The organism is Bacteroides sp. 3_1_23 (assembly GCF_000162555.1).
Taxonomy (GTDB): domain Bacteria; phylum Bacteroidota; class Bacteroidia; order Bacteroidales; family Bacteroidaceae; genus Bacteroides; species Bacteroides ovatus.
The window spans coordinates 2,836,086-2,849,907 of sequence record NZ_GG774949.1 but is presented as its reverse complement, the minus strand read 5'-3'; the positions used below and the strand labels follow the sequence as shown (position 1 = coordinate 2,849,907).

16 protein-coding genes are annotated in these 13,822 nt (G+C 42.1%); 11 read left to right on the top strand and 5 right to left on the bottom strand.

All coding sequences use genetic code 11. The features are described from left to right. Nucleotides 1-19: 19 nt before the first annotated feature. From pdxH to HMPREF9010_RS13065, 3 genes are all read right to left on the bottom strand, one after another. Nucleotides 20-667 carry a pyridoxamine 5'-phosphate oxidase gene (pdxH, locus tag HMPREF9010_RS13055; RefSeq protein ID WP_008648780.1) on the bottom strand — a complete coding sequence of 216 codons (648 nt, stop codon included), beginning with the start codon at nucleotides 665-667 and terminating at the stop codon, nucleotides 20-22. Nucleotides 668-710: 43 nt separating this feature from the next. Next, entirely contained in the window at nucleotides 711-1,415 is a 705-nt protein-coding gene (locus HMPREF9010_RS13060; RefSeq protein ID WP_004300773.1) for a pirin family protein, read from the bottom strand. A gap of 63 nt (nucleotides 1,416-1,478) precedes the next feature. Next, entirely contained in the window at nucleotides 1,479-2,480 is a 1,002-nt protein-coding gene (locus tag HMPREF9010_RS13065) for a 2-hydroxyacid dehydrogenase (RefSeq protein ID WP_004300772.1), read from the bottom strand. Between the two features lie 208 nt (nucleotides 2,481-2,688). Here HMPREF9010_RS13065 and HMPREF9010_RS13070 point away from each other — a divergent pair, with 208 nt between their 5' ends. Beyond that, nucleotides 2,689-4,134, top strand: a complete 1,446-nt coding sequence (locus tag HMPREF9010_RS13070; protein WP_008648779.1) for an OmpP1/FadL family transporter — start codon at nucleotides 2,689-2,691, stop codon at nucleotides 4,132-4,134. A gap of 83 nt (nucleotides 4,135-4,217) precedes the next feature. Here the strand turns inward: HMPREF9010_RS13070 and HMPREF9010_RS13075 are convergent, their stop codons facing one another. Next, a complete protein-coding gene (locus HMPREF9010_RS13075) occupies nucleotides 4,218-5,507 on the bottom strand; it encodes a DcaP family trimeric outer membrane transporter (RefSeq protein ID WP_004321443.1) in 1,290 nt (429 codons plus the stop codon). Between the two features lie 163 nt (nucleotides 5,508-5,670). On the opposite strand from HMPREF9010_RS13075, the gene HMPREF9010_RS13080 reads away from it, so the two are divergent. The 5 genes from HMPREF9010_RS13080 to HMPREF9010_RS13100 all read left to right on the top strand — a co-directional run bounded on the left by HMPREF9010_RS13080 (nucleotide 5,671) and on the right by HMPREF9010_RS13100 (nucleotide 9,474). Then, nucleotides 5,671-6,177, top strand: coding sequence for an RNA polymerase sigma factor (locus HMPREF9010_RS13080; protein ID WP_004300768.1), 507 nt, complete (start codon nucleotides 5,671-5,673; stop codon nucleotides 6,175-6,177). A 239-nt stretch (nucleotides 6,178-6,416) separates the two neighbouring features. Further along, a complete protein-coding gene (locus HMPREF9010_RS13085; RefSeq protein ID WP_008648778.1) occupies nucleotides 6,417-7,097 on the top strand; it encodes a queuosine precursor transporter in 681 nt (226 codons plus the stop codon). An 8-nt stretch (nucleotides 7,098-7,105) separates the two neighbouring features. Beyond that, the gene (gene queC / locus HMPREF9010_RS13090; RefSeq protein WP_004300765.1) at nucleotides 7,106-7,765 is read left to right on the top strand and encodes a 7-cyano-7-deazaguanine synthase QueC; all 660 of its coding nucleotides are present in this window, start codon (nucleotides 7,106-7,108) and stop codon (nucleotides 7,763-7,765) included. Between the two features lie 580 nt (nucleotides 7,766-8,345). Further along, on the top strand, nucleotides 8,346-8,801 hold the full coding sequence (queF, locus tag HMPREF9010_RS13095) for a preQ(1) synthase (protein ID WP_004321441.1): 456 nt from the start codon (nucleotides 8,346-8,348) through the stop codon (nucleotides 8,799-8,801). A gap of 37 nt (nucleotides 8,802-8,838) precedes the next feature. Then, nucleotides 8,839-9,474 (top strand): HD domain-containing protein, encoded by a 636-nt coding sequence (locus HMPREF9010_RS13100; protein ID WP_004321440.1) that lies wholly within the window; start codon nucleotides 8,839-8,841, stop codon nucleotides 9,472-9,474. Nucleotides 9,475-9,534: 60 nt separating this feature from the next. Here the strand turns inward: HMPREF9010_RS13100 and rlmH are convergent, their stop codons facing one another. Then, a complete protein-coding gene (gene rlmH / locus HMPREF9010_RS13105) occupies nucleotides 9,535-10,008 on the bottom strand; it encodes a 23S rRNA (pseudouridine(1915)-N(3))-methyltransferase RlmH (RefSeq protein WP_008648776.1) in 474 nt (157 codons plus the stop codon). A 127-nt stretch (nucleotides 10,009-10,135) separates the two neighbouring features. Here rlmH and HMPREF9010_RS13110 point away from each other — a divergent pair, with 127 nt between their 5' ends. From HMPREF9010_RS13110 to HMPREF9010_RS13130, 5 genes are all read left to right on the top strand, one after another. Further along, nucleotides 10,136-10,528 (top strand): DUF4783 domain-containing protein, encoded by a 393-nt coding sequence (locus HMPREF9010_RS13110; RefSeq protein ID WP_004326554.1) that lies wholly within the window; start codon nucleotides 10,136-10,138, stop codon nucleotides 10,526-10,528. Next, nucleotides 10,521-11,369 (top strand): carboxylating nicotinate-nucleotide diphosphorylase, encoded by an 849-nt coding sequence (gene nadC, locus HMPREF9010_RS13115; protein ID WP_008648774.1) that lies wholly within the window; start codon nucleotides 10,521-10,523, stop codon nucleotides 11,367-11,369. The genes HMPREF9010_RS13110 and nadC overlap by 8 nt, the downstream gene beginning before the upstream one ends. Before the next feature lie 249 nt (nucleotides 11,370-11,618). Further along, nucleotides 11,619-12,170 carry an RNA polymerase sigma factor gene (locus HMPREF9010_RS13120; protein WP_004300758.1) on the top strand — a complete coding sequence of 184 codons (552 nt, stop codon included), beginning with the start codon at nucleotides 11,619-11,621 and terminating at the stop codon, nucleotides 12,168-12,170. Next, a complete protein-coding gene (locus HMPREF9010_RS13125) occupies nucleotides 12,154-13,203 on the top strand; it encodes an outer membrane beta-barrel protein (RefSeq protein WP_004304254.1) in 1,050 nt (349 codons plus the stop codon). Before HMPREF9010_RS13120 ends, HMPREF9010_RS13125 begins: the two co-directional genes overlap by 17 nt. Before the next feature lie 11 nt (nucleotides 13,204-13,214). Beyond that, nucleotides 13,215-13,739: a DUF4943 family protein gene (locus tag HMPREF9010_RS13130; RefSeq protein WP_004304253.1), complete on the top strand. Its 525-nt coding sequence runs from the start codon at nucleotides 13,215-13,217 to the stop codon at nucleotides 13,737-13,739. Nucleotides 13,740-13,822 lie beyond the last annotated feature (83 nt).

Here is a 13,822-nt window from a genome sequence, read left to right as displayed (position 1 = left end):
CCAAGAAAAATCGACGAAATCAAGGAGCAAGACGACTGATTTTCCATTCCCCGTCCGGTTGCAGGGTATATAAAAAACGGTCATGCAGACGGTTGGGGCGTCCTTGCCAGAATTCAATCCTTGTAGGGGTAACGGCATATCCGCCCCAATTATCGGGCCTCTCCACTTCTTTTCCGATCCACCGGGCTGCCTCCCTGACAAAAGACCGTATTAATTGCATTCGGCTTGTTATAGGTTGACTTTGGGGAGAAATTCGTGCACCGACCCGACTTTTATAAGGACGTTTCCGGAAATATTCATCCGATTCTTCCAGAGGAACTTTCGTCGCTATTCCCTCTATATGTATTTGTCTTTCGAGGGCGTGCCACACAAAAGAGAGGGAGATATACGGATTTTGTGCCAATTGCCTGCCTTTACGGCTTTCATAATTGGTATAGAAGACAAATTTTCCATCATGGAGGCCTTTTAATAATACGGTACGCGTGGACGGTCTCCCTTCAGGGGATACGGTTCCTACAATGACAGCAGTTGGTTCATCCACCTCTGCGTCAATTGCTTCTTGTAGCCAACGGTTGAAAAGCGAAAGCGGGTCGCCCGGAAGTTCATTTTCCCGCAACCCGCCTTTCGTATATTCCTGTCGGATATCTGCTATGTTTAATTTCGCCATAAGATTATCTGGCAGTTTTAGTTCTTAATTTCTAATGATGGAATCACATAGGTACTTCTATTAATAGAATATGTGAATCTTTCAGTGTCTCCAGTTCGAAACTGTTGGTATCGTAAACACCCATACCGTCCCGGCGTTTCAACACTTCGCCATCTACTACAATTTCTCCTTCAATGAGGAAAATATAGACGCCTGCATGACTTTGATGCATGTGATAACCCAGTTTCTTCCCGGCTTCTACTTTACCGATTGAGAACCAGGTATCTTGCAAAAGGGAAGCAGGTGTACTGCCGTCGGGAGATACGATGACTGCCAGTTCATTCGGACGTTCCAACTCTGTGATACTAAAATCCTGATAAACGGGACGGGTGTTCCGTTCTCTTGGCATAATCCAGATTTGCAGGAATTCTACCGGTTCTACAGGGCTTGCATTCACTTCACTGTGGAAGATTCCCGTTCCGGCACTCATTGTCTGAATTTCTCCAACAGTAATGATGCGGCTGTTCTTCTTGCTGTCTCCATGTTGCAGATGTCCTTTCAGAGGGATGGAGATGATTTCCATATTCTTATGCGGGTGAGTCTGAAAACCTTCTCCGGGTGCAACTTTGTCATCATTCAATACGCGAAGGGCACCAAAGTTGATACGATTGGAGTCGAAGTATTCGTCAAAACTAAAAGTATGGTAACTATCCAACCAATCGTACTGGGAATGTCCTCTTGTATCTGCTTTATGTATTACTTTTTTCATAAAATCTGTCCTTTCTCTTATTTGTTTATATGTTTTGTAAACAAAGAAAGGAGCTTAAAAGTTTTATTTCTTCACTTCATTTAGCAAAGGCTTATGATTGATAAAATCTTTTATGTTTTGCAGGGTGGTCACCGCAATATTCTCCATCGCTTCATGTGTGAAAAAAGCTTGATGAGAAGTGACTATCACATTGTTGAATGAAAGTAAGCGGGCGAGTACATCATCGTCGATGATGCGGTCGGATTGATCTTCATAAAAGTATTCGCTTTCTTCCTCATATACGTCCAGTCCTGCGGAACCTATTTTCTTGTTCTTCAACCCTTCAATCAATGCATTGGTATGAATCAGCTGTCCACGGCCGGTATTGATAATCATAACTCCGTCTTTCATTTTGCTGATAGAGTAGTCGTTAATCAGATACTTGGTCGCTTCGGTGAGCGGGCAATGCAAAGAGATGATATCCGAATTGTGATATAGTTCGTCCAGTGAAGTATAAACTATTTGTTCTTCACGGGCGAAGTTATGGTCCGGATAGAGGTCGTAAGCCAATATGTTCATTCCAAACCCTTTTAAGATGTGAATCAGTATTTTCGCGATTTTTCCTGTACCGATGATGCCTGCTGTTTTTCCGTGCATATCGAATCCCATCAGACCGTGCAGGGAGAAATTACCATCTTTGGTACGCCAGGAAGCACGGGGAATTTTCCGGTTTAGCGATAGCATAAGAGCTACGGTGTACTCTGCAACGGCATAAGGAGAGTAGGCAGGAACCCGTACTACGGTAATTCCGGCAGCGGCGGCAGCATCTAAATCTACATTATTAAATCCGGCACAGCGTAGTGCCAATAGTTTTACTCCGTTGGCTGCCATCACACGGATTACTTCTGCGTCGGCAACGTCGTTCACAAAGATGCAGACAGCATCCACTCCTTGTGTCAGTAGTACGTTGTTCTTATTCAGATGCCCTTTGTAGTAGCGTATCTCAAACCCGAACTCTTTGTTTTTGTCATTGAAAGAGGACTCATCATAAGGCTTTGTGCCGAAAAATGCAATTGTATAGGCCATAATATTATTCTATAAATTATATAATATTAAACGTTGGAACAGGTGAATTTGTTTAATCAATCCATCATTCGAAAAACAGATTGTTTCATTAGAAACAGTTTGATTTTTCAATTAAAATGGCGGATAAATGAAAATAATTGCACAAATATGTGCTCCCTGTGCAATATTGTTATATCTTTGCGCCGAAATAATTTTAAAAAAGATTTAGATGAGAAAAATTTCGTTGATTGGTCTTGCAATGTTGATCGTTTCAATTCCAACTTTTGCCGGAGATTATCTAACCAATACGAATCAGAATGCTGCTTTCTTACGCATGATAGCCCGCGGCGCTTCCATCGATGTTGATGGAGTTTATAGTAATCCTGCCGGACTGGCATTTCTTCCCAAAGATGGTCTTCAAGTAGCACTTACTATTCAAAGTGCATATCAGACCCGTGATATTGCTGCAACAAGTCCTTTATGGACCATGGACGGACAGACTACTGTGCGTAATTATGAAGGGACGGCTTCTGCTCCCGTTATTCCTTCCATACATGCTGTCTATAAAAAAGGTGATTGGGCGTTTTCCGGTAGCTTTGCCATTGTAGGTGGTGGTGGAAAAGCTTCTTTCAACACAGGATTGCCTATGTTTGATGCGGCTGCTATTAGTTTGGCAAATTCTGCGAGTGGAGGGATGCTGAAACCTAATATGTACAATATTAATTCGGCTATGGAAGGTCGTCAGTACATCTATGGTTTTCAGTTAGGAGCAAGTTATAAGATTAATGAACACTTCTCTGTTTTTGCTGGTGCGCGTATGAATTATTTTACTGGTGGATATAAGGGGCACTTAAATATTAGTCTGAAAGAGGGTGTGGCTCAACAGTTGGGTGCTGCTATAGTACAACAAATCATGGCTGCTAATCCTGGTATGAGTTTGGAACAAGCAACTCTGGCAGCTCAGGCACAATCGGGTCCTTTGCTTCAAAAACTGGATGATACAAAGATTGAGCTTGATTGTGACCAGACAGGTTGGGGATTGACGCCTATTATCGGTGTAGATGCTAAATTCGGAAAGTTGAATTTGGCAGCGAAGTACGAATTTAAGGCTAATATGAATATTGAAAATGATACGCATACGCGTGAGTTTCCGGATGCAGCTGCGGATTTTATGGCACCTTATGCGAATGGTGTGAACACGCCGAGCGACCTTCCTTCTATGCTTTCTGTAGCAGCAAGTTATGAATTTTTGCCATCGTTGAGAGCGTCGGTAGAATACCATTTCTTTGATGATAAGAATGCCGGTATGGCGGATGGCAAACAGAAGACACTGAAACATGGTACACACGAGTACTTGGCCGGTGTTGAATGGGATATCAATAAACTGTTCACAGTCAGTGGAGGTTATCAGAAAACAGACTACGGATTGAGCGATGCTTTTCAATCAGATACAAGTTTCTCTTGTGATTCTTATTCTGTAGGTTTCGGAGGTCGCATTAATTTCACACAGGCATTGAGCCTTGATGTTGCTTATTTTTGGACTACATACAGTGATTATACCAAAGAAAATCCACGACGGGGTGGTTTGCCTGAATCAATGGCATCATTAGTAGATAAAGACGTTTATAGCCGTACCAATAAAGTATTTGGCGTGAGCGTGAACTACAAGTTCTAAATTTCTAATCCTTTATATGTATAGAAAAGCCGTCTCGGACATGATGTTGAGACGGCTTTTTTGTTTTACTGTTCTATGTTTATTTAGAAAGAATACTGTACCAGCATATTCAACCGGTTAGCGTGACGAGTTGCGGAACTGAAATCAGTGCGCCATCCTCTTAAATATTCAACACCGACTTGCAGGTTACTGCTTACATTCCAGAAAGCATTAGCTACCAGGTATTGTCCTTTGCGATAGGATTCCGGATTTTCACTTGGATATCCGTTTTCAGAATAAAGTCTGGATAAACTATATGTACCGGATATAAAGATGCTCGGACAAAGGTTGTATTGCAACCCTGCATACCATCCCAGCATTGGGAGAACCTGCATTTTTCCCTCATTATCAGGATCGGGAACGATATCTACGTTCAGATTACTTAAATCGTTCAGGTAAGATCCGATACCTTTTCCATAATTAAACTGTCCGAATGCCTGTAATTTCTTCGTAATATTGAAGGTTGTAGATGCTTGCAGACCGAAGCCGGTGGCGGAATAGGCTTTCTCATGTACATTACTTGAGTAGGTCATACTACGGACAATGGCACCTAATTTAACGTGACTGCTACTATTCCAGTTATACTGTACGGAAGTGGCAAAGTCCGGCATTCGTTGGGTGTTGATAGACAAGTCATTGTTGGTTGTACCGTCTACTGAAGGCATTTCCATCGAAACACCGAATTTCCAGTTTTTCAACTTATCGCACATATAGCTCAATTGCGTAGTGCGGTAAAAGGCTGATCCGTTAGGACCTGCAAAGTCGATGGTAGGAGGCAGTGCGGAGAGGTCCATGAACGAACCGTAGCTGTATCCGATCGTGAAACCGAGGAATTGCGCATAAGCATTCTGCAATTCAAAGGTTTTTCCGTCACCCCGGAAGTTTCCGGCTGTGTAGACAACGAAGTCTCCCAGATGTTTCGTACGTCCTACCAGTTTGAGGAATAGGGTAGAAGTGGTGATGTCCATCTGGAATTGATTCTTGGCAAAATTGCCGCTTCCGCGTTGTGGAATCAATGCCGGATAGAAATCGACATCATTTACGATACCGTTAAAGTCATACTCTGCTGTTGCACGAACATATCCTCCGATACCCAGGGCAAATTTCCCTTTCTGGTCGGTTAGCAGGAAACGGGGAGCATTCGGGTCGTGGAAACGCATCTGTGAACGGTCGTTCATGATTCGGATGATTTCATCTCCTGCTTTGTTTTTCGAAACAAACATGATAGAGTTCGGTTCTTCATCTTCGATGACTACCTTCTGTTGTGCATAGGCACAGAGGGGGAAAATTCCTATCCCCAGTAGCATAGCTACCATTTTAAAGCTTGTTTTCATTATCAGTTAAGTTTTAGGTGAATGCCCAATGAACAACTAAAAAAAGAAATGGTTGAGAGGGGCAAAGGAAAAATTGCCAAACTAATCGGAAGAATTGCTATTTATAATGATTCTAAAAAAACTGACCTTTGTATCGTACTAATTAGATAAAGGAAATACGACGATGGAAAAAGTTGATTTTACTCAAGGAATATTAGCGATACAACCGGATTTGCATCGCTTCGCATATAAATTGACGGCAGACCGCGAATCTGCTAATGATCTGGTTCAGGATTGTTTGTTGCAGGCATTAGATAATCAGGAGAAGTTTACGTATAGCAAAAATCTGAAGGGATGGATGTATACGCTTATGCGTAATATTTTCGTGAACAACTACCGTCGCACAGTTCGTGAAATGAACCTGATTGATGATAGTTACTCCATCAATCAACAACATCTGATAGAAGATGAAGATGCTGATAGATTCGAGTTTACGTATGATATGAAACAGTTGTACCGGGTGATACATTCCATACCGGAAGAGATGAAAGTGCCTTTTCAGATGTTTGTAGCCGGATTTAAGTATAGAGAAATTGCCGAAAAATTAGGATTGCCGATGGGAACGGTAAAGAGCCGTTTGTTTTTCATCCGTAAGCGGTTGAAAGAGGAATTGAAAGACTTCTCCTCTTGATGCGGATGCCTGATTGAGTGATGTGTTTTTAAGGTCAAAGTGATGAGCCTTCCTGTCAGAATACGACGACTGACAGGGAGGCTTATTTTTTCTTCAATTATCGGGAAGACAGATTCTGGTAAGATGAATGTGATAATTCCAGTTTTATTTTTTACCTTTGCACTCCGAAAGAATAAAAAATGTATGATGCCGTGAATAGCGGTCGTGTATTCTAGAACACCACGTAAAAAACAGGAATTATGAAAGAAAAAGTATCTGTACCCTTTATGCTGCTGGGCATTCTGTTTAATGTCTGTCTCATTGCAGCCAATCTTCTTGAAACAAAAGTAATTCAGGTAGGTAGTCTGACCGTGACAGCCGGATTATTGGTTTTTCCTATTTCTTATATTATTAATGATTGTATCGCCGAGGTTTGGGGATTCAAGAAAGCGCGGCTCATCATTTGGAGCGGTTTTGCCATGAACTTCTTCGTGGTTGCTCTTGGGTTGATAGCTGTTGCCATTCCGGCTGCTCCTTTCTGGGAGGGCGAGGAACATTTCAATTTTGTGTTCGGTATGGCTCCCCGTATTGTGGCTGCCAGTCTGATGGCTTTTTTGGTAGGCTCATTTCTCAATGCGTATGTGATGAGTAAGATGAAAGTAGCCAGTCAGGGGCGTAACTTTTCGGCCCGTGCCATCTGGTCGACTGTTGTAGGTGAGACTGCCGATTCATTGATTTTCTTCCCGGTAGCTTTTGGTGGAGTTATTGTCTGGAAAGAACTGCTTATCATGATGGGGATTCAGATTGTGCTGAAATCCATGTATGAAGTTATTATCCTTCCGGTGACAATTCGTGTGGTGAAAGCAATCAAGAAAATAGACGGTAGCGATGTTTACGACACCAATATCTCTTATAATGTATTGAAAGTCAAAGATATTTAATATAGAATATGAATAGAGAAGCAGCATTGGTTGTGTTTAGTGGTGGGCAGGATTCTACCACTTGTTTGTTTTGGGCAAAACGCAACTTTAAGAAAGTATATGCCTTGAGTTTTCTTTATGGTCAGAAGCATCAGAAAGAAGTGGAGCTTGCACGGGAGATAGCCCGGAAAGCGGAAGTGGAATTTGATGTGATGGATGTTTCCTTTATCGGACAGTTAGGTCATAATTCATTGACCGATACTACGATGGTGATGGATCAGGAAAAACCTGCAGATAGCGTTCCTAATACCTTTGTTCCGGGACGTAATCTGTTTTTTCTAAGTATCGCAGCAGTATATGCCCGTGAACGTGGTATTAATCATTTGGTAACGGGAGTTTCTCAAACAGATTTCAGCGGTTATCCCGATTGCCGTGATGCCTTTATCAAATCTCTTAATGTAACTCTCAATCTGGCTATGGATGAACAATTTGTGATTCATACCCCTTTGATGTGGATTGATAAGGCAGAAACATGGGCATTGGCCGACGAACTGGGGGTATTGGAACTGATTCGCACCGAGACTTTGACCTGTTATAATGGCGTTCAGGGAGATGGTTGCGGACATTGCCCGGCTTGTACATTGCGTCGGGAAGGATTGGAAAAGTATTTAAAAAGTAAGAATCAATAATATCTCTACATAGAGATTAAAATGCGTTTTTTTGCTGTCATCTGTCACATTGTTGTAGATAAATGTTTGATTATAAGATTTCTAGTTTGTGACAGCAAGTAGTGACAGCAGCTAAATTTGACATTTTGCCGTCACATCTATTGTCACCGGTAAGTTCTAATTAATAAATGATAGTAGTTTCTGTCCGGAATGTATTGGCTTAGATTAGTTTCAACAGCTTGAAACTGTTGTTTCATCAGTGAGAAACTAAAGTTTCAACGGTAGGAAACTAAAGTTTCTAACGCTTGAAACTATAAGTTCCAAGACTTGAAACAGTTTGTTCCAAGTAATGAAACACTTTGTTTCAAGGCGGGAAACACATTGTTTCAAGCAATGAAACACACCGTAACAAGTAAGATGAGGAGAAAGCAAACGTAGGCTAAGAGTTGATGGTGATAGGTGATAGATGCGGTGATAGGTTATAAAATGAATCCTTCACCACTAAAACCTCGATGAATAAAGCGTTTGAGGCAGTACGGTGATAGGTGAAAGAGGAAATGCATTTTTTTGTTTAGGGTAGAGGTTGTAGTTAGTGAGTGCAATGACAGAATTAAAAGACCAACTTTCCTTATTAGGAAGAAAAACCGAGTATAAACAAGATTATGCTCCTGAAGTACTGGAAGCCTTTGATAATAAGCATCCTGAAAATGATTACTGGGTACGTTTCAACTGCCCGGAGTTCACAAGTCTGTGTCCTATTACCGGACAGCCGGACTTTGCCGAAATACGTATCAGCTACATTCCTGATATAAAAATGGTAGAAAGTAAGAGTTTGAAACTCTATCTTTTCAGTTTCCGCAGTCATGGAGCCTTTCATGAAGATTGTGTGAATATCATAATGAAAGATCTTATCCGATTGATGAGTCCCAAATACATAGAAGTAACGGGAATATTTACTCCTCGTGGTGGTATTTCCATTTATCCGTATGCCAATTATGGTCGTCCGGGAACAAAGTTCGAACAGATGGCAGAACATCGTTTGATGAATCGGGAATAATATAAATAAAAGAATTCACTAGCTAAAAAGATCGAATATGACTCATCATGTGCCTGCTGAATTACAAAACTATGTTCGGCAAAGTATTATTCCTCAATACGCTAACTTTGATAAAGCGCATCAAATTGACCATGTAGAAAAGGTAATTGAGGAAAGTCTGAAATTAGCGACGCATTATGAAGTCGATTATTCGATGGTTTATGTCATCGCTGCTTATCATGACCTGGGGTTGTATGAAGGACGTGAATTTCATCATATAACCTCCGGCAAAGTGTTGCTAGCCGACGAAACTTTGCGGCGTTGGTTTACGGATGAGCAGCTGTTGCAGATGAAAGAGGCGATAGAAGATCATCGGGCTTCCAATAAACAGGCTCCCAGAACAATCTATGGAATGATTGTTGCCGAGGCTGACCGAATTATTGATCCCGAAGTCACTTTACGCCGTACCGTACAATATGGGCTGTCTCATTATCCGGAGATGGATAAAGAAGAGCAATATGCCCGTTTTCGGAAACATCTAACTGAAAAATATGCAGAAGGAGGGTATCTGAAGTTATGGATACCCCAATCGGATAATGCCGGACGGTTGGCAGAACTTCGGAATTTGATTACTAATGAAGACGAACTCCGGCAGGTATTTAATAAACTTTATATAGAAGAGAAGAATGGATAATGATATCCATCTTCTTTATTGTATAATTCATTTTTCACGGTGCATCTTTGTGGATGTAGTTTATTCATGATGATACGGCCCTCCATTCAATATAGTCATCGCCCGATAAATCTGCTCAACGAATATCAGCCGGATCATCTGATGAGAGAAAGTCATCTTCGACATTGAAATCTTTTCGTGTGCCGCTTGATAAACCTTTTCTGAAAAGCCATAAGGCCCTCCGATAATGAATACCAGTCGTTTGTTGACCGTGTTCATTTTTCGCTTCATATATTCGGCAAACTCCAGAGAACGCATTTCTTTTCCGTGCTCATCGAGCAATACCACCACGTCGCCCGGTTGGAGAGCTTTCAATATCAGTTCTCCTTCCTTTTCTTTCTGCACTTCCATTGAAAGACTCTTCGTGTTTTTCAATTCAGGAATCACTTCCATGTCAAAAGTGAAATAGCGTTTAGTGCGCTGGATATAGTCGTTGATAGCAGTTATATAGTGTTGTTCTACGGTTCGTCCTACGACGAGCAAGGTTGTTCTCATACGTCTACAATTCTGATTATTGCACAAAAATAGGCATTTTTTATGTTATTCTGCAATTAATGCTTACCTTTGCCTATCATTAGTTGAAAGTTTAAGCCTTTAAACTTCAACTTAAAAGCTTGTAATTATGAAAAAACGAGTGCTCGTAGGAATGACCGCATTGCTTCTTTCCCTCTCGTTGCTAATGGCGCAAGAGATACCGGCAGGAGTGATTACGGCATTTAAAAGAGGAAGCTCGCAAGAGCTAAGTAAGTATATGGGGGACAAGGTAAACCTGGTGCTCCAAGGTCGCTCGACAAACGTTGACAAACAGAAAGCAACAGCTGCGATGCAGGAATTCTTTACGAAGAATAAAGTCAGCGGATTTAATGTGAACCATCAGGGAAAACGGGACGAATCGAGTTTCGTTATCGGTACGTTGGCTACTACTAATGGGAACTTTCGTGTGAACTGCTTCCTGAAGAAAGTGCAGAATCAATATTTAATACATCAAATAAGAATTGACAAGATCAATGAATAAGGAAAAAGAACTGATCGACAAGTTGATCGATCTTGCTTTTGCAGAAGATATAGGTGATGGCGATCATACCACCCTTTCATGTATTCCCGCTACGGCAATGGGAAAATCAAAATTGCTTATCAAAGAAGCCGGTGTGTTGGCTGGCATCGAAGTAGCTAAAGAAATCTTCAACCGTTTTGATCCTACCATGAAAGTGGAAGTGTTTATCAATGACGGAACAGAAGTGAAACCGGGTGATGTAGCAATGGTAGTGGAAGGAAAAGTGCAATCTTTACTTCAAACCGAACGCCTGATGTTGAACATGATGCAGCGTATGAGCGGCATTGCAACAATGACCCGTAAATATGCAAAGGTATTGGAAGGTACAAATACCCGTGTGCTTGATACCCGCAAAACAACTCCCGGTATGCGTATCCTCGAAAAAATGGCAGTGAAAATCGGTGGCGGAGTAAACCATCGTATTGGTCTGTTCGACATGATTCTTCTGAAAGACAATCATGTGGACTTTGCCGGAGGTATCGACAAAGCCATTACTCGTGCCAAAGAATATTGCAAGGAAAAAGGCAAAGACCTGAAAATAGAAATAGAAGTCCGCAGCTTCGACGAACTGCAGCAAGTTCTTGATCTCGGCGGAGTAGACCGTATCATGTTTGATAACTTCACTCCCGAAATGACAAAGAAAGCAGTAGAGATGGTAGCAGGCAAATACGAAACCGAATCTTCGGGTGGTATCACCTTTGATACTCTTCGTGAGTATGCCGAATGTGGCGTAGACTTCATCTCTGTAGGAGCTTTGACTCATTCAGTGAAAGGGCTGGACATGAGTTTCAAAGCATGCTGATAGTATATAATAAGCGGTGAACTGTAAGCGGTGAACGATAAACAGTAAACGGTGGATATTTTGTAGCATGATTATGCGCAGCTTTGTTCATCATTTACCGTTTATCGTTCATCGTTTTTTCTTTCCCGTTTATTATTATCTATCCTTTAACTTCTTTTAGCAATATTCCTTGCAGCATTCCTCAAACTCTCGCGTCTAATGAGCAAACGACGCAGACATACGTTCGATTTTAAAAAAAAGTAATTGACTTTGGAAAACGAGATAGAACTGATAAAGGGCTGTCGGGCAGGAAAGGATTCAGCCCGAAAGGAACTTTACACTCTCTATTCCAAGCAGATGCTGGCGGTATGTTTCCGCTATACGGGCGATATGGATGCGGCGCACGATGTACTGCATGACGGTTTCATCAAGATTTTTACCAACTTTTCGTTCCGGGGTGAGTCTTCACTTTGTACATGGATTACCCGGGTGATGGTTACTCAATCACTCGATTTCCTGCGACGGGAGAAGCGAGTCAGCCAGTTGGTAGTGCATGAAGAGCAGCTTCCCGATATACCGGATATATCGGATTCGGGAGGAGGGGCTGGAATCTCCGAAGAGCAGTTGATGGCTTTTATTGCCGAATTGCCGGATGGTTGCCGAACCGTTTTCAACCTTTATGTGTTTGAAGAGAAATCGCACAAGGAGATAGCCAAGATGCTTCATATTAAAGAGCATTCATCTACTTCGCAGCTGCACCGGGCCAAATATTTGTTAGCAAAAAGAATTAAAGAGTATAGAAATCATGAAGAAAGAAAATGATGAAATAACCGATCTGTTTCGCACGCGTCTCGCTGATGCCGGGATGAGTGTACGGGATGGCTTTTGGGAAGAGCTCTCGCAGGAAATTCCTGTGGCTTGCCAGCATCGTCGTCGGATTCTGCTCTTCCGTGTAGCGGCTGCGGCATCTGTATTGCTTGTTTTGGCAGCCTCGTCGGCTACTTTCTTGTATTTCTCTCCAAAGGAGGAAATGGAAGAAGCATTTACAAAGATAGCCGTGACGAATGGAGGACAGATGGATGGAGATGGAATACGCGTCAATCAGTTGCCGTTGCCGGTAGAACCGGTGTTGCCGAAACCGGCTCCGAAATCTTACGGTATGCTGTCGCAATATACGGAGGAAGAAGATTCTCTTTCTATCACTTTCTCTATGTCGTTTTCTTTTTCTTCCACTACTTCTACGGGAAATGGCAACCGATATGGTAATCAGGGGCATAATGGTTATTGGCAGGCAACAAACGGTAATACAGGATCATCTGTCGCTTCGGAAGAACAGTCGAATGTCGATATGTCTCAACCCAAAGCAGTGAAAAAGCATCGCTGGGCGATGAAAGTTCAAGTGGGTACAGCACTTCCGGCAGATAACGGTACTTATAAAATGCCGGTTTCCGCAGGGGTGACGGTAGAGCGTAAGTTGAACGATTTTCTTGGCATAGAAACCGGATTGCTCTATTCGAACCTCCGTTCTGCAGGGCAGCACTTGCACTATCTGGGAATCCCCGTTAAAGTGAACGTGACGTTGGTAGATACGAAAAAAATCGACCTTTACGCTACTGTAGGAGGAATAGCCGATAAATGTATTGCCGGTGCACCGGACAACAGTTTTAAAGAAGAACCTATCCAGCTGGCAGTGACTGCCGGTATTGGAATCAACTATAAGATTAATGACCGACTTGCTGTTTTTGCCGAACCCGGAGTTTCGCATCATTTCAAGACAGATTCGAAACTGGCTACGGTACGAACAAAACGGCCGACTAATTTTAATTTACTTTGCGGACTTCGCATGACGTATTAATCCTTATGAAAATGAAAAAAACACTACTAATGCTGTGGATGGCTGTTTGCCTGATCGTATCCTTTACAGGATGCACCAGCGAAGAAATGGATTATAACAATCCGGATGTTGCTCTTTTTGTGAAGCAATTGAAGTCGGGTACGTACAAGATGAAGAATGAAAAAGGGGTGGTGGAGGTTCCTCATTTCACGGAAGAGGATATCCCCGAACTTTTAAAATATGCAGAAGATCTGACTATTATCCCTTCTTTTCCGTCGGTTTATAATATGAACAACGGTAAGATTCGGTTGGGTGAGTGTATGCTTTGGGTGATTGAATCTATCCGTCAGGGCACACCTCCGTCATTAGGTTGCAAAATGGTATTGGCGAATGCTGAAAATTATGAAGCAATCTATTTCCTGACCGATGAGGAAGTACTCGATGCAGCCGCTTGTTATCGTAGTTGGTGGGAAGAACGCCAATATCCGAAAACGAGATGGACAATTGATCCGTGTTACGATGAGCCGCTTTGTGGATCGGGTTATCGTTGGTGGTAATAAAGGGGGAGGAGCCTTCGGAAAGTAAAAAATAGGAAACATTCATGTGGGAATATTTGTTTGTATCAGTAGTCTTTTGCTGC

Coding starts and splice junctions, on each gene's coding strand:
- pdxH (WP_008648780.1), bottom strand. CDS start 667: ATGGCGAAATTAAACATAGCAGATATCCGACAGGAATATACGAAAGGC.
- HMPREF9010_RS13060 (WP_004300773.1), bottom strand. CDS start 1,415: ATGAAAAAAGTAATACATAAAGCAGATACAAGAGGACATTCCCAGTAC.
- HMPREF9010_RS13065 (WP_004300772.1), bottom strand. CDS start 2,480: ATGGCCTATACAATTGCATTTTTCGGCACAAAGCCTTATGATGAGTCC.
- HMPREF9010_RS13070 (WP_008648779.1), top strand. CDS start 2,689: ATGAGAAAAATTTCGTTGATTGGTCTTGCAATGTTGATCGTTTCAATT.
- HMPREF9010_RS13075 (WP_004321443.1), bottom strand. CDS start 5,507: ATGAAAACAAGCTTTAAAATGGTAGCTATGCTACTGGGGATAGGAATT.
- HMPREF9010_RS13080 (WP_004300768.1), top strand. CDS start 5,671: ATGGAAAAAGTTGATTTTACTCAAGGAATATTAGCGATACAACCGGAT.
- HMPREF9010_RS13085 (WP_008648778.1), top strand. CDS start 6,417: ATGAAAGAAAAAGTATCTGTACCCTTTATGCTGCTGGGCATTCTGTTT.
- queC (WP_004300765.1), top strand. CDS start 7,106: ATGAATAGAGAAGCAGCATTGGTTGTGTTTAGTGGTGGGCAGGATTCT.
- queF (WP_004321441.1), top strand. CDS start 8,346: ATGACAGAATTAAAAGACCAACTTTCCTTATTAGGAAGAAAAACCGAG.
- HMPREF9010_RS13100 (WP_004321440.1), top strand. CDS start 8,839: ATGACTCATCATGTGCCTGCTGAATTACAAAACTATGTTCGGCAAAGT.
- rlmH (WP_008648776.1), bottom strand. CDS start 10,008: ATGAGAACAACCTTGCTCGTCGTAGGACGAACCGTAGAACAACACTAT.
- HMPREF9010_RS13110 (WP_004326554.1), top strand. CDS start 10,136: ATGAAAAAACGAGTGCTCGTAGGAATGACCGCATTGCTTCTTTCCCTC.
- nadC (WP_008648774.1), top strand. CDS start 10,521: ATGAATAAGGAAAAAGAACTGATCGACAAGTTGATCGATCTTGCTTTT.
- HMPREF9010_RS13125 (WP_004304254.1), top strand. CDS start 12,154: ATGAAGAAAGAAAATGATGAAATAACCGATCTGTTTCGCACGCGTCTC.
- HMPREF9010_RS13130 (WP_004304253.1), top strand. CDS start 13,215: ATGAAAAAAACACTACTAATGCTGTGGATGGCTGTTTGCCTGATCGTA.